The sequence below is a fragment of the Vibrio sp. JZG120 genome (genome assembly GCF_053890955.1).
Map to the genome: position 1 here is coordinate 69,182 of NZ_JBSRRK010000013.1, position 21,904 is coordinate 91,085.

Here is a 21,904-nt window from a genome sequence, read left to right on the forward strand (position 1 = left end):
CTCATGTCTGAAAATTACGATTCATCGAGTATTAAGGTACTGAAGGGTCTGGATGCGGTACGTAAGCGTCCAGGAATGTACATCGGCGATACGGACGACGGCACCGGCCTTCACCACATGGTTTTCGAGGTGGTGGATAACTCAATTGATGAAGCGTTGGCAGGTCACTGTAAAGACATCGTTGTGACAATTCATGAGGATAACTCGGTTTCCGTTAGCGATGATGGTCGTGGCATTCCAACAGAAATCCACTCAGAGGAAAATGTCTCTGCAGCAGAAGTAATCATGACGGTACTTCACGCGGGTGGTAAGTTCGACGATAACTCATACAAAGTATCGGGTGGTCTTCACGGGGTAGGTGTTTCAGTGGTAAACGCGCTATCTGAGAAAGTTGAGCTGACGATTCATCGTGGTGGCCATATCCATACGCAAACCTACCGCCATGGTGAGCCTCAAGCGCCACTAGCCGTTGTGGGTGATACGGATAAAACCGGTACGCAAATTCGTTTCTGGCCAAGTGCCGAGACGTTCTCTAACACTGAGTTCCACTATGACATTCTGGCGAAACGCCTGCGTGAACTGTCATTCCTGAACTCTGGTGTGTCGATCAAATTGGTTGATGAACGTGAAGCGGACAAACATGATCACTTCATGTATGAAGGTGGTATTCAAGCGTTCGTTGATCACCTAAACACCAACAAAACGCCAATCATCGAAAAAATCTTCCACTTTAACTCTGAGCGTGAAGACGGCATTTCAGTTGAAGTGGCGATGCAATGGAACGATGGTTTCCAAGAGAACATCTTCTGCTTTACCAACAATATCCCACAGCGTGATGGTGGTACTCACCTTGCTGGTTTCCGTGCTGCGCTAACACGTACATTGAACAGCTTTATGGATAAAGAAGGTTTCTCGAAGAAAGCGAAAACAGCGACTTCAGGCGACGATGCGCGTGAAGGTCTAACTGCGGTTGTTTCGGTGAAAGTGCCTGATCCTAAGTTCTCAAGCCAAACTAAAGACAAACTGGTTTCTTCTGAAGTGAAATCAGCTGTTGAGTCTGCAATGGGTGAAAAACTGTCTGAGTTCCTGATTGAGAACCCGACAGAAGCGAAGATGGTTTGTTCGAAAATCATCGATGCAGCACGTGCACGTGAAGCAGCGCGTAAAGCTCGTGAAATGACGCGCCGTAAAGGTGCACTAGACCTGGCTGGCCTTCCAGGTAAACTTGCAGACTGTCAGGAAAAAGATCCGGCACTCTCTGAACTATACATAGTGGAGGGTGATTCGGCAGGCGGCTCCGCAAAACAAGGCCGTAATCGTAAGAACCAAGCAATCCTACCGCTAAAAGGTAAGATTCTTAACGTAGAAAAAGCACGTTTCGACAAGATGCTATCTTCCCAAGAAGTAGCAACACTGATCACCGCACTAGGTTGTGGTATCGGTCGTGACGAGTACAACCCGGACAAGCTTCGTTACCACAACATCATCATCATGACCGATGCCGATGTCGATGGTTCGCACATCCGTACGCTACTATTGACCTTCTTCTACCGTCAAATGCCAGAGCTTATCGAGCGTGGTTACGTGTACATCGCTCAGCCACCACTTTACAAAGTGAAAAAAGGCAAACAAGAGCAGTACATCAAAGACGAAGAAGCGATGAACCAATACCAAGTATCATTGGCTCTGGATAATGCATCGCTACACGTAAACGCAGAAGCACCAGCATTGGCAGGTGAAGCACTAGAGAAGCTTGTTCAACAGTACAATGCGGGTATTAAACTGGCGGAACGTATGAGCCGTCGTTACCCAAGTGCTTTGGTAAACGAGCTGATTTACACTCCTCGTCTAACGCCTGAGCAATGCCATGACGCATCAGTTGTTGAAGCGTGGACGAAGCAGCTTATTGAGCAGCTGAATGCGAAAGAAGTGGGCGCTAGCCAATACAGCTACGAAGTTGAACAGCACGAAGAACTAGGCTTAAACTTGCCTAAGATCGTGGTTCGTACTCACGGTGTGACGCACGAACATGCAATTAGCATCGATTTCCTAAACTCGAAAGAGTACGGCAAATTGGCTGATCTATCAGAAGCACTGGATGGGCTTCTGGAAGAAGGCGCGTACATCAAACGTGGTGAGCGTACGATGCCAGTAGCAAGCTTTGCAGAAGCGCTTGATTGGTTGGTTAAAGAGTCAATGCGTGGTCTGAGTCGTCAGCGTTACAAAGGTCTAGGTGAGATGAACCCAGATCAGCTGTGGGAAACGACTATGGACCCAGAAACGCGTCGCATGATGCAAGTAACGATTGAGGATGCGGTAGGCGCAGACCAATTGTTCACAACACTGATGGGTGACCAAGTAGAACCTCGTCGTAACTTCATCGAAGAAAACGCGCTGAAAGTAGCGAACTTAGACGTGTAACGACAACTTGTCTTAATAGGAAAAGCAGCGAGAAATCGCTGCTTTTTTTGTTTTAACCACCAATGAAAATCGCCACTTTCTGCCAAGACTTTGGTTTTTCTGGTGCTAACTGCCAATAACCTGATCAAGCTTGCCATTTTATTTCTGTTTTCTTTTTTTCTCGCCATTTTGTTCGCTTGGGCGCTTTTGCTTTCTTTTTTCTGCTCGCTATAGTGCTGAAGAGCTGATGAATAAGGAGGTTGAGAAAATGGTGATGACTTTCCTGAACTAAGCCGGAGGTGATGCACTTCCGGTTCAATGCACTGAATTTATTTGTAAGACAAGGCATTAAGAAGGAAATAATCATGTTTGAACGCTGGTTCTCGGCGTACTGTTTGGCGCTGCGAACTTGGTGGTTAACCAGTCGCTTTTTAACCTATCAATCACCACTAAGGTTGTTATCGCTATTTGAAACCTGCGAGCAACAGGCCCATTGCCGTAACCGAGCTCGTATTGCGGTTGGGGACACTGTTCGCTTAGTGGATGTTGAACGCGCCTATCAATATCGCATGACGTTAGTCAGCTCGCGCAAGGGGCAACCGATGACAGGTATGCTCGCGGTCGATTCTTATTTGGGGTCTAGATTGTTAGGTCGAGCTAAAAATGATGCGCTCGAAGTGGAAATTTTTAATCAGCGACGCTGCTTTGTGATTACTGAAATTGTTCATCAATCGCAGCCACCAGCGCAGAAAATGCTGTGTGGTTGTCTGTTGTGCCAATAAATAGAGGTGAAGTCATGAGTAAGAAAGACAAAAAACAACCACAGTTGAGTCTGAAAGAAAAGCGTAAGTTAAAACAGGAAAAAGCGGCAGAAAAGAGCGTTGTAAAAGCGCGTAAATCCTCCCGCAAGTAGAGTGCAGATTGAGCCCACCAGAAAGGTGGGCTTTTTAATACCGATTGCAAAGCGAGGGTAAACTGACCTTTCTGGGGAGATAGCGAGCGCACTTAAAATTTTTTATTTTTTCCCTTGAAAGTCATTTTTGACGACCTTATATCTAGTTGTGAAGAGGATGACTGGCTTGCTAGAGACTAGAAGACAGCCCTCTGGAATCGCTAAAACGAGATCGCTCAAAAGAGGATATGGCGTTTTAGCACACAACTTAAACCTTTAGATTTCCTATCATGTCTCCGAGCCAAATGATGGCCTGCGGAATGATAAGAATCTCTTAGCTCGGCGTTGGTTTTTGCATAAACACGCCTGTGAGATGAAGGTCATCTGAGCTAAGACTATTGCTTAATTAAGAGGATAGATTTATGCGTAACGTAGATTTCTCACCACTATACCGTAATGCAATTGGCTTTGATCGTCTGCTAAACCTGATGGAAGCGAATACAGCGAAAAATACTTCTGGCGGTTACCCTCCGTACAACATTGAGCAAAAAGACGAGCATAACTACCGTATTACTATGGCAGTTGCTGGCTTCTCTGAAGACCAACTCGATCTGACTCAAAACGAAAACATGTTAATTGTGAAGGGCGAACGCAAAGCAGAAGAAGGCAAAAACTACGTGTACCAAGGCATTGCTGAGCGCGATTTTGAACGTAAGTTCCAACTCGCGGACTATGTAAAAGTGACTGGCGCTTCAATGGAAAACGGCCTACTACACATTGACTTGGTTCGTGAAATTCCAGAAGCAATGCAACCACGTAAAATTGCTATCGGTGGCAACAACCTGCTAGAAAGCAACTAATCAGCAAGTTATTTACCCTATAGAGTGAGAAAGAGCGCCAGTTGGCGCTCTTTTTAATTTGTGTCTTTGATGCGGGAGTTTGCTTTACTGACCTTGTTGGTAAGCCTTTTCAACTTCTTCCGCGATAATCGCAATGCCTTTTTGCATCATCTCATCGTCTTGAACGTAGTTCATACGCAGGCATTGGTGCGCGTGATCCCACTCGTCTTGCTGACCAATAAAGAAATATTCACCAGGGACAATCAATACGCCACGCGCTTTCAAGCGTTGGTACAGTTCCATTGTTGTTATTGGCAGTTCATCAAACCATAACCACAAGAAGATAGCGCCTTCCGGTTTGTGAATACGGAAGCGCTCATCGGTAATCGCTTCTTGCAGCAGTTCAACCGCACGTTGCGACTTCTGCTTGTAAAACGGCTTAATCACCTCTGAACTCAGTTTAAGCAGGTCGCCTTTAGCGATGATGTGGTTTGCCAGCGCTGGACCCACACTGCCTGGTGCTAGGCTGATGATGCCGTTCATATTGGTTAACGCTTGAGTGATTTCTTCACTCGCAATCACAATCCCGCAACGCACGCCAGGCAAGCCAAGTTTGGATAGGCTCATGCACAAGATGGTGTTTTCATTCCAGAACGGTTCGACATCTTCAAAGATGATGTTCGGGAACGGCAAGCCGTAGGCGTTATCGATGATCAGTGGGATGTTGTTTTCACGTGCGAGTTTGTCCAGTTTACGCACTTCTTCGTCTGTCAGTACGTTACCCGTTGGGTTGGTTGGGCGAGATGCGCAGATTGCCGCAACAGAATCGTCGACGGTTAGCTGTTCAAAATCGACGTGGTATTTAAACAATCCATTATCTAACAGCTCGATTTCTGGGTGGTAAGAGACAAAGATATCTTCATCAATGCCAGCATCACCATAGCCGATGTACTCAGGCGCGATAGGCAGTAGCACCTTCTTATGCGAACCGTCAGGCTGTTTACCTGCGAGTAAGTTGAACAAGTAGAAGAAGCCACTTTGGCTGCCGTTAGTTAGGCTGATGTTCTTCTCTGAAATGTCCCAACCGTAAGTTTCACGGAATAACTGAGCTAGCGCTTTCACGAACGCATCTTTACCCTGTGGGCCATCGTAGTTGGCTAGGGCGGCGACGAGCTCTCCACTGGCGAGCATTTCCTCACTGGCTTGGTGAAAATAATCGAGCATGGCAGGAATGGCGGCTGGGTTGCCTCCACCGAGCATGATGGCACCTGGTGTGCGTAGACCATCATTCAAATCGTCCATTAACTGCGTGATACCTGAATACTGATTAAATTTTTCACCAAACTTTGAGAACTGCATGCTGACTGATACCTAATTCATTGTGATTGCTTATGTGTATTGAATGCTGATGAAACATCAGCTTATAGAGTAATACTTGACCTTACCCTAATGTTATTACGACGCAAAGTGTGAATTTACTCGAAGAAGAAAAAAGTTTGTCATCAGACCAGATGATGGGGATATGAGCAGTGAATAAAAAAGGGAAGCGAAATGCTTCCCTTGCTGGTGGAGTGAATCGGCTATTCGCCAGTGTAGACGATCAGCACTTTGTCGTCGTGGTGTTGGCGCTCGAACGCGTAATACCCTTCTTGATTGCGAGTGATGTGTTTGCCTTGCGCAACCGCTGGGTGGCGTTGACGGAACTCGCCGAGTTTTTGCCAATGTTGCAGCAAGTCTTCACGTTCGCCATGAATCTTATCCCATGGCATATCAGAGCGAGTACCTTGAGTAGGATCGGAGCCAGTCACGCCAAAGTCACGAGCAATCTCATCGCCGTAGTAGATTTGGACTGCACCCGGAGCCAGCATTAGTGCATTTGCAGCGCGTGCTTGGTCATCGAAGCTGCGGCTGCGTGCCGACCAAAACAGTTGAGTATCGTGCGAAGACAGGTAACTCAACACGTTGAACTCAGGATCGGAGTTAATACGTTCCGCGTAGCGGCGATAATCGCTATCGAGTTGAGCAAAGCATTTCAGCGCTTTTGGTGCTACATCAGATTGGAACTCGAAGTTGATGATCGAATCGAAGCCGTTATCGAAATACGGGCTCTTCACCACGCTGTGTGCCCATACTTCACCCGTCATCCAGAAAGGTAGATCATCCAAGGCTTTGTCTGGGTTATTTTGCTTCCATTCGGCGAGGGCTTGAGTGGTGCTGGCTTTCAGATCTGCCCACGCTTCCATTTCAACGTGCTTGGCAGTGTCGACGCGGAAACCATCAATGCCGTAGTCGCGTACCCAGCCGGATAACCAGGTAATCAGGTGTTCACGTGGGGTTTGCAGTTCATCTTGTGCATTGGTGTTTTTATTGCGAAAGAAGTTCGGTAAGCCAGTTTTCTGGGTCGATTCGGTTTTGAGATCCGGTAGGTAGTTCAAAGACATGGTGATGTCGTTGTATCCAGGTGCATCGTAGTCGCCGATGTCGGTACGAATCCAATCTTTACCCCACCATTTATCCCACGCTTCGCTATCAGCGTATTTGATGTAATCGTTGAAGCTGTGCCAGCTTTGTCCAGATTTTGGCTGCCAGTCGGTCCATTTTTCACCAAGGACTTCTTTGGCTTCTTGGTCATCAAGGTAAAGTTGACCAAAGCCGAATTCCTGCATGTCGGCTAATGTTGCGTAGCCAGTGTGGTTCATGACCACATCCCAAATCACGCGGATGCCTTTCTTGTGGGCGGTATCGATGAAGGTTCTCAGCTCCTCTTCGGTACCCATGTTGGCATCAAGCTTGGTCCAATCTTGGTGGTAGTAGCCGTGGTAGCCGTAGTGCTTGAAGTCGCCTTTATCGCCGCCGCCAACCCAGCCGTGGATTTGTTCCAGTGGTGAGGTTATCCAGATGGCATTCACACCAAGTGATTCGATGTAATCGAGTTTTTTCGTCAGACCCGCTAAGTCGCCACCGTGGAAGGTACCAATCTCGTATTTTCCGTCTTTGTTGCGACCGTAGCTGTTGTCGTTGTCCGGGTTGCCGTTATAGAAGCGGTCGGTCATGACAAAATACACCGTCGCGTTGTCCCAACTGAACGGTTTTTCGGCTTGCTGATCAACCTCTTCTAACAGTAATAGACCTTGGCTCATCGGGCCTGGTTGCATGGTTACGCTGCCATTGGCGACGGTGGCTTCTTGCCCGGTTAAGGCGTCACGAACAACAGTGCCATCAGTAAAGGTTTGGGCTACGTTGATGGTTTTAGCTGTGTCGGTTGCAACAGGGCAAGAATAGGTGATGTCCTGACTCTGTTTTGGTTTGATTTTAACGGTTAGCTCATTGGTGTCTGGATTGAGCGTGAAGAGGTAGGTGTTGGCTTTGAAGATGCGCAGCGGCATTTGGGCATCTGTGGCGCAATTATCCATTTTTAATGGACGATTGAATTTGATGCGGCTTTCTTCTGCCAAAGCAAAACTACTTCCACAGCTTTGATTACTATCGGCAATGGTAAAGGTGTAGCTGCCTTTTTCGAGTTTTTGCTCGGCGACAAGTAAGCCTTGTGAGTTTTCCTCAAAAACAGCGGTGTCATCACCAACGCTTAATACGATGGCGTTTTCTGGAATCTGGCTGCAGGCGCTCAGTAGACCGATAGAGAGTGCGAGAATTGTTTTTTTCATTGTGTCCTTCCCCCGAATAAACAGTCCAGTTATAGCAAAACTGAGCCTCTACAATCCGAGCTCTGCACCAACAAGTTAAACGTGTCTCACCCTACAAATTTTTGCCTTGTTCACAAAATGAATAATAAGAACCGACGATCTCCGTTTAAAGACAACAAAAAAGGGAAGCCGACGCTTCCCTTTACTTATATCTTAATCACTTCTGAATCAGTAATGAATTACTTTTGAAGGACAGAGATATCTGCGACCTGTAAGAACAGGTTACGCAGGTTGTTCAGCAATGTCAGACGGTTCTTCTTAAGTGCTTCGTCGTTTGCCATTACCATTACGTTATCAAAGAACGCATCAACTGGTTCACGTAGGTCAGCTAGCTTGCTTAGGGCTTCTTGGTAGCTACCTGTAGCAAATGCTGGCTCTAGCGCTTCTGTCATTATTTCAACGCTTTCTGCTAGTGCTTTTTCTGCGTCTTCTTGTAGCAATGCTAGGTCAATTTCTTCTGCAAGTTCGCCGTCGAATTTCGCTAGGATGTTACCAACACGTTTGTTCGCTGCTGCTAGAGACTCTGCCGCTTCCAGTTCACGGAAGTGAGAAACCGCTTTAACACGTTGGTCAAAGTCTGCTGGTTTCGTCGGGCGACGAGCCAGTACCGCTTGAATGATGTCTACGCTGAAGCCTTCGTCTTGGTACCAAGCACGGAAACGACCAAGCATGAACTCGATAACGTCTTGTTCAACGTTGTCGTTGGTTAGGCGGTCGCCAAACAGTGACTTCGCTTTCGCTACTAGGTCAACAAGATCTAGGTTGTAGCCATATTCAACGATGATACGTAGTACACCCAGAGATGCGCGGCGTAATGCGAACGGATCGCTGCCTTTAGGTGCTTGACCAATACCGAAGATACCTACGATAGTGTCTAGCTTGTCTGCCATTGCAACTGCTGTTGAAACGCCGTTTGATGGCAGTTCATCACCTGCGAAACGAGGCATGTATTGCTCGTTCAGTGCGACTGCAACTTCTTCTGCTTCACCGTCGTGGCGCGCGTAGTGCATACCCATCACACCTTGAGTATCCGTAAATTCGAATACCATTGAGGTCATTAGGTCACATTTTGCTAGTAGACCAGCACGCTTTGATTTCTCAACGTCAGCACCGATTTGCTCTGCAATGTAGCCAGCAAGTTCTGTGATGCGGTCTGTTTTGTCTTTGATCGTACCCAGTTGCTTTTGGAAGATCGCTTGCTCTAGTTCAGGCAGACGGTCGATAAGCGGACGCTTACGGTCTGTGTTGAAGAAGAACTCTGCGTCAGCAAGACGAGGACGAACCACTTTCTCGTTACCTTCGATTACGTATCGAGGCTCTTTTGATTCGATGTTCGATACGAAGATGAAGTTAGGTAGTAGCTTCTTGTTTTCGTCGTAAACAGGGAAGTATTTTTGGTCACCTTTCATGGTGTAAACCAACGCTTCAGAAGGCACTTTTAGGAACTCTTCTTCGAACTTCGCTGTAAGTACTACGGGCCATTCAACCAGAGACGTAACTTCTTCTACTAGGTCATCTTCTAGATCAGCGATACCGCCAACTTCTGCTGCCGCTTTTTGTGCGTCAGCTAGGATGATGGCTTTACGTGCTTCGTAATCTGCCATAACTTTACCGCGCTCTTCTAGGATTGCAGGGTATTGCTCAGCAGAATCGATAGTGAACTCTTGTTCACCCATGAAGCGGTGACCACGGATAGTGCGGTCAGAAGCGACACCAAGGATCTCGCCTTCGATTAGGTCGCTGCCCATCAGCATGGTTAGCGTTTTCACTGGGCGGATAAATTGAGTCGTTTTGTTACCCCAGCGCATTGGTTTTGCGATAGGTAGGTTTGCTAGTGCTTTCGCTGCAAGTTCAACGACGATCTCAGACGTTGGCTTACCTTTCACTTCTTGTTTGAACAGTAGCCATTCGCCTTTATTTGTAACCATGCGCTCTGCTTGGTCAACAGAAATACCACAACCGCGTGCCCAGCCTTGAGCCGCTTTGGTTGGGTTGCCTTCCGCGTCAAATGCTGCAGAAACCGCAGGGCCACGTTTTTCAACGATTTTGTCTGATTGGCTTTCTGCTAGTGCCGCGACTTTAAGTGCAAGACGACGAGGAGCCGCAAACCATTTCACGCCTTCGTGAGCAAGCTCAGCGCTTTTTAGTTCTGCTTCGAAGTTTGCTGCGAATGCTTCAGCTAGCGTACGAAGTTGCGTTGGTGGTAGCTCTTCTGTACCTAGCTCGATTAGAAATTCTTTTGCCATGTTCTCTACCCCTTACGCTTGTTCTTTCTTACACATTGGGAAGCCAAGAGCTTCACGCGATGCGTAGTATGCTTCTGCTACTGACTTAGTCAGATCGCGAATGCGCAGGATGTAACGCTGACGCTCAGTTACTGAGATCGCTTTACGCGCGTCTAGTAGGTTGAATGCGTGACCTGCTTTTAGGATGCGCTCGTAAGCAGGTAATGGCAGTGGCTTTTCAAGCTCAAGCAACTCTTTACACTCTTTCTCACACTGCTCGAAGAAACCAAATAGGAATTCAACGTCTGCGTGCTCGAAGTTGTAAGTCGATTGCTCTACTTCGTTTTGGTGGAAGATATCACCGTAAGTCACTTTGCTGCCGTCTGGCGCGATGTTCCAAGTTAGGTCGTAAACCGAGTCTACTTCTTGGATGTACATTGCTAGACGCTCGATACCGTAAGTGATTTCGCCAGTGACTGGTTTACACTCAAGGCCGCCAACTTGTTGGAAGTAAGTAAACTGAGTCACTTCCATACCGTTTAGCCAAACTTCCCAGCCTAGACCCCATGCGCCTAGTGTTGGGTTTTCCCAGTTGTCTTCTACGAAACGGATGTCGTGTACAAGAGGGTCAATACCAAGAACTTCAAGGGAGCCAAGGTACAACTCTTGAATATTGTCAGGCGATGGTTTTAGCGCTACTTGGAATTGGTAGTAGTGCTGAAGACGGTTAGGGTTTTCACCGTAACGGCCATCAGTAGGACGACGTGAAGGTTGTACGTAAGCTGTCGACATTGGCTCTGGGCCAAGCGCTCGTAGACAGGTCATTGGGTGAGAGGTACCCGCACCCACTTCCATATCTAGCGGTTGAACAATGGTACAACCATTTTGAGCCCAATAATCCTGCAGCGCGAGGATCATTCCCTGGAAGGTTTTGATATCGTATTTTTGCATAAGTCAGGTTCGCGCGATTCTCTTGTTACTCGTTAATTCGTCATCTATGCCGAGTTTTTCAACTCTAACAACGGCGATAAAGAGTAATTACGGTTGAATAAATTAACAATCTAGTATAACCAGATATTGAGCATGGGAGTAGAGCTAATCTTGATTAATTCGTGGGCGATTTTCTCCTTTAATGAATTTTTACCGCGTTATCTGCTGTATTTTTCTTAAAAGGGAGTTTTTGCCTGCTTTGGCTCTTGAGAAGCGCAACAAAGGTGGCTAGAATTGCGCCTGTCTTTGGGGAGTAGCTTACCTGATGAAGTTTCTGTTTCATCTGGTTCGTCCGTCAACATAATTGGTGCAAAATCACCATGGCGTTCGAGACTTGAAGCCTTTCAAGTTTAGCAAGACCTTAGACAAATCATCACGAACCGGGGTAGGGGCGTGAGGTTTGTCTTCGGTTAAAAATAATAATCCCTGCCCCAATGAGCATGTCGTGAGCGTTTTAGCTATTTCAATTACTACTGTAGCGTTAGCAGAAATTGGCGATAAGACCCAATTGCTATCTCTATTACTCGCAAGTCGTTACCGCAAACCAATACCAATTATTGCAGCAATCTTTTTGGCAACCATTGCCAACCACGCTTTAGCTGCATGGTTAGGTGTGGTTGTCGCTGACTATTTATCACCTGATATTTTAAAGTGGGTGCTGGTGGTCAGTTTTGTCGCGATGGCGGCTTGGGTGTTGATTCCTGATAAGTTGGATGATGACGAACAGATTTCAAACCGAGGTCCTTTCATTGCCAGCTTTATTGCTTTCTTTGTGGCTGAGATTGGTGATAAAACTCAGATCGCCACTTCTATCCTAGGCGCGCAATACGCGGATGCGCTGAGTTGGGTCATACTTGGCACGACCATTGGTATGTTGTTGGCTAATGTGCCTGTGGTGTTAATTGGTAAGCTTTCAGCAGACAAGATGCCCCTGGGGTTGATTCGTAAAGTCACCGCTATTTTGTTCGTGTTGTTGGCGATTGGTGCGGCCTTCTTTTAATGTTTTTAGGCGGATAACGCAGCCTGAAAATGGAAAATGTTATCCGCGAACAATCGTTAAATGATGCAAATAATCAATAACTAGCGAATTAGTGGCGTAGCTCAAACTCTGACTTAAAATCGCTCCGTAGCGTGACGGATGACATATTAGTGTCATACTTGTCATGGTAGTTTAATGGTGTGAATGATAGCGAGAGGGCAAGTTTATGCTTACACGTTACATGGGGATGACCCCAAAGAGTCAGAGTTATTTATTCACCTTTGGTTTGGCGCTGTGCTTGTTAGCGATGGTACTGACTGATATGTGGTTGCCGATTGTGGCAGGATCGTTCGTTCTTACTGGATTAACAGTAGAGGCGTGGATTCGCGTAGCCCACATCATTCCTATGCATGAAGAGATGCGGGCAATGAAAAAACAACTCAACAAGCTCCAATCAGAAGTTCGCACACTCGAATACGATGAATAAACAAACGGCAGCCAATCGGCTGCCGTTTTTAATTCGACCAGATTACTCCAATCCTTTCTTGATCAGGTACTGATACGGAACTTGCTCCGTTTGTGCTGCAATTAATTGGTGATCCATAAAACGGCAGAAACTCGGAATGTCTCGAGTCGTGGATGGGTCATCTGCTTTGACCAGCAAAATCTCACCATCTTGCATGTTGCGAATTGTCTTCCTGACCATCATCACTGGCTCTGGGCAGCGCAGTCCTTCCGCCTCTAATGTCTTTGTTGCCAGTTCAGGATTAAAGCTCATAGTGTGATTCTCGTAACTAACTTAGCGGTGAATTCTACGTTCGTTGAAAAAATATTCAATAACCACTTGGCAAACGGAATTTTTTGTTTTACCTTAAATTAACAATTTGGTAACAACTAGCAAGGGAGAGGCAATGTTAACAGCGTTAGACAGACTTACGATTTACTCCGTACTTTGTTTTATCTCGTTTTGTGCTTTGGTACTCAGAACGCCAGCTGACACCTCTTTGATGCCTCTTATAGGCATAGTTGCCACTATTATTGGGATTTGGATCGAGATGCGCAAATGGTCAGGTGCATCTGAGCAAGAAAATTAGCGCTTTTTGCTTTGATCAGAATACTTTAATAACGCTCACCTATTTTTACCGACACTTCATTCCGACACTATCCCCATTTTTCTTGGGCTTCCCCGCTGAAAGGCGGGATTTTTTTTGCCTGAAGAGTACAATTTACCCAAACACATACAAAATAAGTGGCTAATTCGTGGAACTGGAAGACATCTATCGCCGAGATTTAAATTTACTGGTTGCGTTGCGAGTACTGATAGAAGAAAACAGTGTCAGTAAGGCGGCAACACGTCTAAATTTGAGTCAATCGGCAATGAGTCGTGTGCTTGGTCGTCTGCGCGACTTATTGGGAGACCCGCTGTTTACTCGTCAGGGGCAGCATTTGATCCCAACTCAGAAAGCGTTAGAGATCGATCGCTCATTAGGCGAGCCCTTAGAGTCTTTACGTCAGTTGTTATCTCCGGTTGAGTTTGACCCATTGCAATGCGTACAGACTTTCAACATCGTGACCACCGACTATGCCATGCAAACGATCTTACCGTTCGCTTTGCCGAGAATTTACCAAGAAGCGCCAAACGTGTCTTTTAACTTCTTACCACTGCAACACGACCGTTTATCAGATCAGCTCACTTATGAAGGTGCAGACTTAGCGATTTGTCGCCCGACAGGTCCGGTGGAGCCGCTACGCAGTGAAGTGTTGGGGCGAGTGGGGGTGCTGTGTATGCTTTCAAAACAGCATCCATTAGCGGATAAAGAAATGAGCTTGGATGATTATCTGAGTCATCCACATGCCATGATCGCCATCAGTGATGGTGTTAAGGCACTGATCGAACAAGCTTTGATGGAGAAACCTAAGCGTAAAATGGTTCTGCGGGCTTATCATTTAGAAGCCGCATTGGCGATCATGGATACCTTGCCAATTATCATCACAGTGCCAGCGGACTTGGCGTATCTGGTTGCCGAGCGTTATGACTTGGTGGTGAAACCATTACCATTCCAATTTACTCCATTTGAATACTCGATGATTTGGCATGCGCGTTGCGAGCATTCCCCTGCTCAAGAATGGTTAAGAACGATTGTGCGTGAAGAATGTAGCCGTCTAATAGCTAAGCGTATCGAAGATATGGGACTAAACTGCTAACAAAAAGAGCCAGCAATGCCGGCTCTTCGTCTGTTTACGCTGAGTCAGTGTTTATAGCTTGATAACCACACGACCTGTTACTTGACCGTTGGTGATGTCTTCTGCGTATTTTGGTGCTTCTGCTAGTTCTACTTCAGTACATGCTTGCTCGAAATAGCTGTCTGGTAGTAGTTCAACCAGTTTTTCCCATGCTGCGATGCGTTTCTCTGTTGGACACATTACTGAGTCCACACCTTGTAGACGAACGTTACGTAGGATGAACGGCATCACTGTAGTTGGTAGATCAAAACCACCTGCAAGACCACAAGCGGCGACTGCACTGTTGTAATCCATTTGCGCCAGTACTTTTGCTAGTACTTTGCTGCCGACGGTATCTACCGCACCTGCCCATACTTGCTTTTCAAGTGGACGTGCTGGTTCCTCAAATTCAGTACGGTCGATGATGCGGCTAGCACCTAGTTTTTCAAGTAGCGGACCGTTTTTCTCTACACGTCCTGTCACTGCTGCAACTTTGTAGCCAAGCTGTGCTAGGAGCGTTACTGCTACCGAGCCTACACCGCCACTTGCGCCCGTTACTAGGATTTCGCCATCTTCAGGTTTGATGCCTGCGTCAAGCAGTGCTTGAACACACAGCATACCAGTGAAGCCAGCAGTACCAACCATCATTGCTTTCTTGCTGTCTAGACCTTTTGGTAGTGGCACGAGCCAATCCGCTTTTAGACGAGCACGTTGAGCCATGCCACCCCAATGGTTTTCACCCACGCCCCAGCCAGTTAAGACCACTTTGTCACCAGCTTGGTAACGCGAATCTTCAGAACTTACAACCGTACCCGCTAGATCAATGCCAGGTACCATCGGGAAGTTACGGATGATTTTACCTTTACCTGTGATCGCCAAACCATCTTTGTAATTCAACGATGAGTAATCGACTTCAACCAGAACGTCACCTTCCGGCAGTTGTGTTTCATCGATTTGCTCGATACTAGCGATAGTGCGTTTGTCTTCTTGGTTTAGAACTAGAGCATTAAACATAAGGTTCTCCGAAATTGCGTTAGCGTGACTCAGTTTCCACATACAGCAAGATATTAACTGTCTATAAGTCTATGTCTTCTCTATCTATGAATAAAATGAAAGTTACTCATTTTATGTATGCTTTGTATGCATATTTACTGTGTTTGGCGTAAAACAAAGGGCGACATCTGATGTCGCCCTTAAGTGTAATACTAAATTATTTTAGTATTTATTCATTTCATGCTGGTTGTTGAGTAGATCACTACGACCATCGTCGTTTTGAGCCTACTTCACTCAAAGCGTTAAGGCCTCTCAAATACGGTCGCTATACCCTGACCCAAACCGATACACATGGTGGCTAGACCGTATTTCGCGTCTTTCGCTTCCATTAGGTTGATCAACGTTGTTGAGATGCGTGAACCAGAACAGCCTAATGGATGACCCAATGCAATCGCACCGCCGTTAAGGTTGACCTTCTCATCCATCACATCAAGCAGACCTAAGTCTTTAGCACACGGCAGAGACTGCGCTGCAAATGCTTCGTTTAGCTCAACCACATCCATGTCTTCAATTGAAAGACCAGCACGCTTGAGCGCTTTCTTTGTTGCAGGTACAGGGCCGTAACCCATGATGGATGGATCGCAACCTGCGATCGCCATGCCCTTAATACGTGCGCGAATTTTCAAGCCAAGCTCATTGGCTTTCTCTTCGCTCATGATCAGCATCGCTGATGCGCCATCAGACAGCGCTGATGATGTACCGGCTGTTACTGTGCCGTTTGCAGGGTCGAACACAGGACGAAGCTGAGACAGACCTTCAACGGATGTTTCAGGGCGAATCACTTCATCATAGTCGAGAGTAAACAGTGTACCGTCAGCCGCATGGCCTTCAATTGGTAGAATTTCGTTTTTAAAACGACCCTCTACGGTTGCTGCGTGCGCACGAGCGTGAGAGCGCGCGGCAAACTCGTCTTGTTGCTCACGGCTAATGCCATGTAATTTACCAAGCATTTCAGCCGTTAAGCCCATCATGCCCGCAGCTTTTGCTACGTTCTTTGACATACCAGGGTGAAAGTCTACCCCGTGGTTCATCGGCACATGCCCCATGTGCTCAACGCCACCAATTAGGCAGATTTCAGCATCGCCAGTCATGATCGCACGTGTACCGTCATGCAGCGCTTGCATGGATGAGCCACACAAACGGTTAACCGTCACAGCGCCAATTTCAATCGGCAGGCCCGCGAGTAGCGCGGCATTACGTGCAACGTTAAAGCCTTGCTCTAGTGTTTGCTGTACACAACCCCAGTAGATGTCTTCAATCTCGCTTGGGTTCACTTGTGGGTTACGTGCAAGAATGCCTTTCATTAGACGCGCAGATAGATCTTCTGCTCGTGTATGACGGAAAGCACCACCTTTAGAGCGACCCATTGGAGTACGTAGACAATCGACTACGACAACATTTCTTGTTTGATTAGTCATTTTAGAATCCCTCCTTAGATAGAACCTTGCTGTTGTGCACCGTAAAAGCTTTCACCTTTCGCCGCCATATCAATCAGCATTTGCGGTAATTGGTACATCGCACCTAGCTCGGCGTGTTGTTTTGCCATTTCAACGTATTCAGCAATACCCACGCTGTCTAGATAGCGGAATACGCCACCGCGGAATGGAGGGAAACCAAGACCATAAACCAATGCCATGTCTGCTTCCTGCGGAGTAGCGATGATACCTTCTTGAAGGCACAGTACCACTTCGTTGATCATTGGAATCATCATACGTTGAATGATGGTCTCATCGTCAAAGTCCTGCTTATCGGCACAAACGTCAGCGAGCACCGGCAAGATCTCTTCAGAGAAGGTTTTCTTCGGCTTACCTTTTTTATCTATGGTGTAGCTGTAGAAGCCATTACCATTCTTCTGACCATATTTGTCTGCTTCGAATAGTGCATCAATCGCATCACGACCTTGTTTACCCATACGCTCAGGGAAACCCTCTGCCATCACAGCTTGTGCGTGGTGCGCGGTATCAATGCCGACTACGTCAAGCAAGTACGCCGGTCCCATCGGCCAGCCAAACTTACGCTCCATGACTTTGTCGATTTTCGTAAAGTCAGCACCATCACGAAGTAGCATGCTGAAGCCGCCAAAGTATGGGAACAATACGCGGTTAACGAAGAACCCTGGGCAGTCATTAACGACAATTGGTGATTTGCCCATTTTCGCAGCATACGCCACAACACGATTGATGGTTTCATCAGAGGTGTGCTCACCACGGATGATCTCAACAAGAGGCATACGATGCACTGGGTTGAAGAAGTGCATACCACAGAAGTTTTCTGGGCGTTTTAGTGATTTTGCCAATAGGTTGATAGGAATAGTCGAGGTGTTTGAGGTGATAACGGTGTCGTCACCGACATGGGATTCGACTTCACTCAAAACCGCCGCTTTTACTTTCGGATTTTCAACGACAGCTTCAACAATCACATCAGAGTTTTCAATACCTGCGTAATGTAGACTCGGTGTGATTGACGCTAAAATACCCGCCATCTTAAAGCCATCAATGCGACCGCGAGATAAGCGTTTATTCAGCAGCTTAGATGCTTCAGTCATGCCTAGGTCGAGCGACGCTTGCGCGATGTCTTTCATTAAGACAGGCACACCTTTTAGCGCTGATTGGTAAGCAATGCCGCCACCCATGATACCTGCACCTAATACGGCTGCACGTTGCGTGTCTTTACTTGCTGACTTCGCCGCTTTTTTCGCAATGCCTTTAATGTATTGATCGTTAAGGAATAGGCCAACCAGTGATTTTGCTTCTTCCGATTTAGCCAATTTCACGAAGTGCTTACGTTCAATGTCTAACGCTTTATTACGTGCAAAGCGAGCACCTTCTTCAATCGTGATAACGGCTGTCATTGGGGCAGGGTAGTGAGGACCTGCTTTTTGTGCCACCAGACCCTTCGCCATGGTGAAGCTCATCATTGATTCAAGCTTACTCAGCGTTAGCGGAGATGTTTTCTGTGCTCGGCGTGCTTGCCAGTCAAGTTTCTCGTTAATTGCAGAGTTAAGAGTTTGTAGTGCTGATTCGTATAAAGCATCAGTCTCTACAACAGCATCGAGTAAGCCAATTTTCAATGCTTCATCAGCTCGGCATGCTTTGCCTTGGGTGATGATTTCCATTGCGCTGTCTGCGCCAATAACGCGAGGTAAGCGTACACAACCACCAAAGCCCGGCATGATTCCCAGTTTCGTTTCTGGTAGGCCGATGCTGGTGGTTTTGTCACCAATACGCATGTCTGTTGCTAGCACACATTCACAACCGCCACCAAGAGCGTGGCCTTTGATCACTGAGATGGTCGGAACGGGTAAGTCTTCTAGTTTGTTAAAGATGCTGTTAGCAAATTGCAGCCATTGGTCGAGCTCGGCATCCGTTTTAGCAAACAAACCTAAAAACTCGGTAATGTCTGCGCCTACAATGAATGCGTCTTTATCTGAAGTGAGCAACAACCCCTTGAGGCCTTGATGGGCAATGAGCGCATCAAGAGCTTTATCTAGCGATTCTAATGTCGCTAGGTCGAGTTTGTTGACGGATTTTGGAGAGCAGAAGCTTAGCTCTGCAATACCATCTTGTATTTCCTTTACCTGTAGGGTTTCGGCTTGGTAAATCATTGTCTATCTCCATGACATACAATCGTGGATTGTCTGTATACCTATTTCAACGACGCCGTGTACCTCGGCAAATAGGTATCGAGGAAGTCGTTTTATTTTTGTTCTGGTTTGACCAGTAAAGTTAGTTTGGATCGTGGATTGTTTAATTTCAATACATTTTTTAAACAAGTGTTTAACATTGTGCGCTGTGGCAGATCTTATGCGACGGGTAAATCACACTCGTGATAGACTTCAGGCAAATAGACCTGAATCCATAATCCTATGAATGACAAGCCTTATCTGATTCCAGCAGAGCCCGCTCAATTTGAAGAAGAAATTAAAAAGAGCGTCTTCATTACTTATTTGGCACACACGCCAAGTATCGAAGCTGCAAAAGCATTTGTTGATCAAATCAAAGCTAAACACGCTGATGCCAGACATAACTGTTGGGGCTTTGTTGCAGGTCGCCCGGAAGATTCAATGAAATGGGGCTTTAGTGATGATGGGGAGCCGTCCGGAACTGCAGGCAAACCGATCCTGGCGCAGCTGTCTGGCTCTGGGGTGGGGGAGATCACGGCAGTGGTCACGCGATACTCTGGTGGAATCAAGTTAGGTACAGGCGGCTTGGTTAAAGCGTATGGTGGTGGGGTACAACAAGCACTCAAGCTGCTTCAAACTATTGAGAAAAAAATAACCACAAAGCTCAGACTAACGTTAGACTATGGGTTTATGCCGATCGCACAGTCAATCATGCCGCAATTTGGTGCGATAGAAGTCGAGGCTGAATACAGCGATCAGGTGGTATTAGTGGTGGAAATTGAGCTTCGAGAAGTGAGCGCGTTTACCCAAGCAATCATCAATAAAAGCGGGGCAAAGGCAATTGTCACTCCGCTAGACGGACAATAATGAAAAACAGGAAGCAACAGGGACAGCTTCGCTAGTCAATTTATCCATGCAATTTCGTTCAATTATTCGAATCGTCGGGCTACTGCTCGCACTCTTTAGTGTCACTATGCTTGCGCCAGCACTCGTTGCGCTGATCTATCGAGATGGTGCAGGTGTGCCTTTTGTCACGACATTTTTTGTTCTGCTGTTTTGTGGGGCCGTTTGTTGGTACCCAAACCGCAGGTATAAGCACGAGCTTAAAGCTCGAGATGGCTTTCTTATTGTCGTTCTGTTCTGGACAGTACTTGGCAGCGCAGGCTCGATCCCCTTTCTAATAGCTGACAACCCGAACGTCTCGGTCACAGATGCGTTTTTTGAATCGTTTTCTGCTCTCACTACGACCGGGGCGACCGTTATTGTTGGTTTGGATGAGTTACCTAAAGCGATTCTATTCTATCGACAGTTACTGCAGTGGTTCGGAGGTATGGGAATCATCGTATTAGCTGTGGCGATTTTGCCAGTACTTGGCATTGGTGGTATGCAGCTTTACCGCGCCGAGATCCCTGGTCCAGTCAAGGACACTAAAGTGACGCCGCGCATAGCAGAAACTGCTAAGGCGCTTTGGTACATCTATTTGAGCCTGACTATCGCCTGTGCATCGGCTTTTTGGTTAGCTGGTATGACGCCATTTGACGCCATCAGTCACAGCTTTTCAACCATTGCCATTGGTGGCTTCTCTACCCACGATGCCAGCATCGGATACTTTGATAGTTACGCGATTAACCTGATTACGGTGGTTTTTCTGCTTATATCTGCATGTAACTACACGCTGCACTTTGCTGCATTTGCATCAGGTGGTGTGCATCCCAAGTATTACTGGAAAGATCCTGAGTTTCGCGCTTTCTTGTTTATTCAAGTGCTGCTATTTGTCGTTTGTTTCCTATTATTACTGAAACACCACTCTTACACATCGACATACGATGCTTTCGATCAGGCTCTGTTCCAAACCGTGTCAATTTCGACAACTGCGGGCTTTACGACGACAGGTTTTGCGGATTGGCCGCTCTTCTTACCTGTACTGCTATTGTTCTCCTCTTTTATCGGTGGTTGTGCTGGTTCAACAGGCGGCGGCATGAAAGTGATCCGTATCCTGCTTCTTACCTTACAAGGTGCGCGTGAACTAAAACGTTTAGTCCATCCACGCGCGGTTTACACCATCAAAGTAGGTGGCAGTGCCCTACCGCAACGTGTTGTCGATGCGGTTTGGGGTTTCTTCTCCGCGTACGCTTTGGTATTTGTGGTTTGTATGTTGGGCTTGATTGCTACAGGGATGGACGAGCTCAGTGCGTTCTCGGCGGTGGCTGCGACTCTGAACAACCTCGGTCCTGGCTTGGGAGAAGTGGCGCTTCACTTTGGTGATGTTAACGACAAAGCAAAATGGGTATTAATAGTTTCTATGCTGTTTGGTCGTTTGGAAATCTTTACCTTACTTATTCTACTTACGCCGACGTTTTGGCGTAGCTAAGGGGAAATCGTGGCAAAAGCATTATTTCTATACTCTTCCCGCGAAGGGCAGACTAAAAAAATTCTCCACTATATAGATGAACAACTTCCAGACTTCGATTGTGAGCTGGTGGATTTACATAATGTCGAGACGATTGACTTCAGTCAATACGACAGAGTGTTGATAGGCGCCTCTATTCGTTATGGTCATCTTAATAAAAAGCTATACCAGTTTATTGAGCGAAACCTCAATCAATTGGAGCAAAATAAAGTGGCATTTTTCTGCGTAAACCTAACCGCTCGTAAAGAGGACCAAGGAAAGGATACACCTGAAGGTAGTGCCTACATTCGCAAGTTCCTAATTAAGTCGCCTTGGAAACCAACGCTAATCGGTGTTTTTGCTGGTGCACTTTATTACCCACGTTACGGCTGGTTCGACAGAACTATGATTAGGTTCATTATGTCGATGACAGGTGGCGAAACCGATACGACCAAAGAAGTGGAATACACCAATTGGGAAAAAGTGGCTCTTTTCGCAGATAAATTCAGAGAACTGTAGAAATAACGTGCTCTTTTGACCGCTTTTGATGCAAATTTATCCGAACGATAAAAAAATCAAAAAAAACGA

The 21,904-nt window shown here is 46.6% G+C and carries 19 protein-coding genes; 10 read left to right on the forward strand and 9 right to left on the reverse strand.

Annotation, left to right across the window (positions count from 1 at the left end; all coding sequences use genetic code 11):
* The first annotated feature begins 3 nt into the window (after positions 1 to 3).
* The 3 genes from gyrB (at position 4) to ACWPOD_RS20420 (ending at position 4,152) form a co-directional block, all read left to right on the forward strand.
* A complete protein-coding gene (gene gyrB / locus ACWPOD_RS20410) occupies positions 4 to 2,421 on the forward strand; it encodes a DNA topoisomerase (ATP-hydrolyzing) subunit B (protein ID WP_005394109.1) in 2,418 nt (805 codons plus the stop codon).
* 344 nt (positions 2,422 to 2,765) lie between these two features.
* Positions 2,766 to 3,182 carry a GreA/GreB family elongation factor gene (locus ACWPOD_RS20415; RefSeq protein WP_025768940.1) on the forward strand — a complete coding sequence of 139 codons (417 nt, stop codon included), beginning with the start codon at positions 2,766 to 2,768 and terminating at the stop codon, positions 3,180 to 3,182.
* A gap of 532 nt (positions 3,183 to 3,714) precedes the next feature.
* A complete protein-coding gene (locus ACWPOD_RS20420; protein WP_005458680.1) occupies positions 3,715 to 4,152 on the forward strand; it encodes an Hsp20 family protein in 438 nt (145 codons plus the stop codon).
* An 84-nt stretch (positions 4,153 to 4,236) separates the two neighbouring features.
* Here the strand turns inward: ACWPOD_RS20420 and ACWPOD_RS20425 are convergent, their stop codons facing one another.
* The 5 genes from ACWPOD_RS20425 to ACWPOD_RS20445 form a co-directional block, all read right to left on the reverse strand.
* Positions 4,237 to 5,490: a valine--pyruvate transaminase gene (locus ACWPOD_RS20425; protein WP_253652270.1), complete on the reverse strand. Its 1,254-nt coding sequence runs from the start codon at positions 5,488 to 5,490 to the stop codon at positions 4,237 to 4,239.
* 221 nt (positions 5,491 to 5,711) lie between these two features.
* On the reverse strand, positions 5,712 to 7,796 hold the full coding sequence (locus tag ACWPOD_RS20430; protein ID WP_456232167.1) for an alpha-amylase: 2,085 nt from the start codon (positions 7,794 to 7,796) through the stop codon (positions 5,712 to 5,714).
* 218 nt (positions 7,797 to 8,014) lie between these two features.
* Entirely contained in the window at positions 8,015 to 10,081 is a 2,067-nt protein-coding gene (glyS, locus tag ACWPOD_RS20435) for a glycine--tRNA ligase subunit beta (RefSeq protein ID WP_456232168.1), read from the reverse strand.
* A gap of 12 nt (positions 10,082 to 10,093) precedes the next feature.
* Positions 10,094 to 11,011: a glycine--tRNA ligase subunit alpha gene (glyQ, locus tag ACWPOD_RS20440; protein ID WP_006743179.1), complete on the reverse strand. Its 918-nt coding sequence runs from the start codon at positions 11,009 to 11,011 to the stop codon at positions 10,094 to 10,096.
* 178 nt (positions 11,012 to 11,189) lie between these two features.
* Positions 11,190 to 11,333: a hypothetical protein gene (locus ACWPOD_RS20445; protein WP_012841258.1), complete on the reverse strand. Its 144-nt coding sequence runs from the start codon at positions 11,331 to 11,333 to the stop codon at positions 11,190 to 11,192.
* Between the two features lie 162 nt (positions 11,334 to 11,495).
* Between ACWPOD_RS20445 and ACWPOD_RS20450 the strand changes: the two genes are divergently transcribed.
* The gene (locus tag ACWPOD_RS20450) at positions 11,496 to 12,050 is read left to right on the forward strand and encodes a TMEM165/GDT1 family protein (RefSeq protein ID WP_012841256.1); all 555 of its coding nucleotides are present in this window, start codon (positions 11,496 to 11,498) and stop codon (positions 12,048 to 12,050) included.
* Between the two features lie 205 nt (positions 12,051 to 12,255).
* Positions 12,256 to 12,516, forward strand: a complete 261-nt coding sequence (locus tag ACWPOD_RS20455; protein ID WP_031780377.1) for a hypothetical protein — start codon at positions 12,256 to 12,258, stop codon at positions 12,514 to 12,516.
* A gap of 42 nt (positions 12,517 to 12,558) precedes the next feature.
* Here the strand turns inward: ACWPOD_RS20455 and tusA are convergent, their stop codons facing one another.
* Positions 12,559 to 12,807 carry a sulfurtransferase TusA gene (gene tusA / locus ACWPOD_RS20460; RefSeq protein ID WP_005394130.1) on the reverse strand — a complete coding sequence of 83 codons (249 nt, stop codon included), beginning with the start codon at positions 12,805 to 12,807 and terminating at the stop codon, positions 12,559 to 12,561.
* 133 nt (positions 12,808 to 12,940) lie between these two features.
* Here tusA and ACWPOD_RS20465 point away from each other — a divergent pair, with 133 nt between their 5' ends.
* Both ACWPOD_RS20465 and ACWPOD_RS20470 read left to right on the forward strand, forming a co-directional pair.
* Positions 12,941 to 13,123: a hypothetical protein gene (locus ACWPOD_RS20465; RefSeq protein ID WP_167427048.1), complete on the forward strand. Its 183-nt coding sequence runs from the start codon at positions 12,941 to 12,943 to the stop codon at positions 13,121 to 13,123.
* A 166-nt stretch (positions 13,124 to 13,289) separates the two neighbouring features.
* The gene (locus ACWPOD_RS20470) at positions 13,290 to 14,234 is read left to right on the forward strand and encodes a LysR family transcriptional regulator (RefSeq protein ID WP_005378881.1); all 945 of its coding nucleotides are present in this window, start codon (positions 13,290 to 13,292) and stop codon (positions 14,232 to 14,234) included.
* Between the two features lie 51 nt (positions 14,235 to 14,285).
* Here the strand turns inward: ACWPOD_RS20470 and acuI are convergent, their stop codons facing one another.
* The 3 genes from acuI to fadB all read right to left on the reverse strand — a co-directional run bounded on the left by acuI (position 14,286) and on the right by fadB (position 18,909).
* A complete protein-coding gene (acuI, locus tag ACWPOD_RS20475) occupies positions 14,286 to 15,266 on the reverse strand; it encodes an acrylyl-CoA reductase (NADPH) (RefSeq protein WP_104969975.1) in 981 nt (326 codons plus the stop codon).
* Between the two features lie 281 nt (positions 15,267 to 15,547).
* Positions 15,548 to 16,723: an acetyl-CoA C-acyltransferase FadA gene (gene fadA, locus ACWPOD_RS20480; protein ID WP_006743176.1), complete on the reverse strand. Its 1,176-nt coding sequence runs from the start codon at positions 16,721 to 16,723 to the stop codon at positions 15,548 to 15,550.
* A 14-nt stretch (positions 16,724 to 16,737) separates the two neighbouring features.
* The gene (gene fadB, locus ACWPOD_RS20485) at positions 16,738 to 18,909 is read right to left on the reverse strand and encodes a fatty acid oxidation complex subunit alpha FadB (RefSeq protein WP_167427047.1); all 2,172 of its coding nucleotides are present in this window, start codon (positions 18,907 to 18,909) and stop codon (positions 16,738 to 16,740) included.
* 261 nt (positions 18,910 to 19,170) lie between these two features.
* Here fadB and ACWPOD_RS20490 point away from each other — a divergent pair, with 261 nt between their 5' ends.
* Genes ACWPOD_RS20490 through hemG form a run of 3 tightly spaced genes read left to right on the forward strand, consistent with a single transcriptional unit; the run spans position 19,171 to position 21,835 of the window.
* Positions 19,171 to 19,794 carry a YigZ family protein gene (locus ACWPOD_RS20490; RefSeq protein WP_005378891.1) on the forward strand — a complete coding sequence of 208 codons (624 nt, stop codon included), beginning with the start codon at positions 19,171 to 19,173 and terminating at the stop codon, positions 19,792 to 19,794.
* A gap of 46 nt (positions 19,795 to 19,840) precedes the next feature.
* Positions 19,841 to 21,298: a TrkH family potassium uptake protein gene (locus ACWPOD_RS20495; RefSeq protein WP_124008248.1), complete on the forward strand. Its 1,458-nt coding sequence runs from the start codon at positions 19,841 to 19,843 to the stop codon at positions 21,296 to 21,298.
* Positions 21,299 to 21,307: 9 nt separating this feature from the next.
* Positions 21,308 to 21,835, forward strand: a complete 528-nt coding sequence (hemG, locus tag ACWPOD_RS20500) for a menaquinone-dependent protoporphyrinogen IX dehydrogenase (RefSeq protein WP_134648245.1) — start codon at positions 21,308 to 21,310, stop codon at positions 21,833 to 21,835.
* The last annotated feature ends 69 nt before the right edge of the window (positions 21,836 to 21,904 follow it).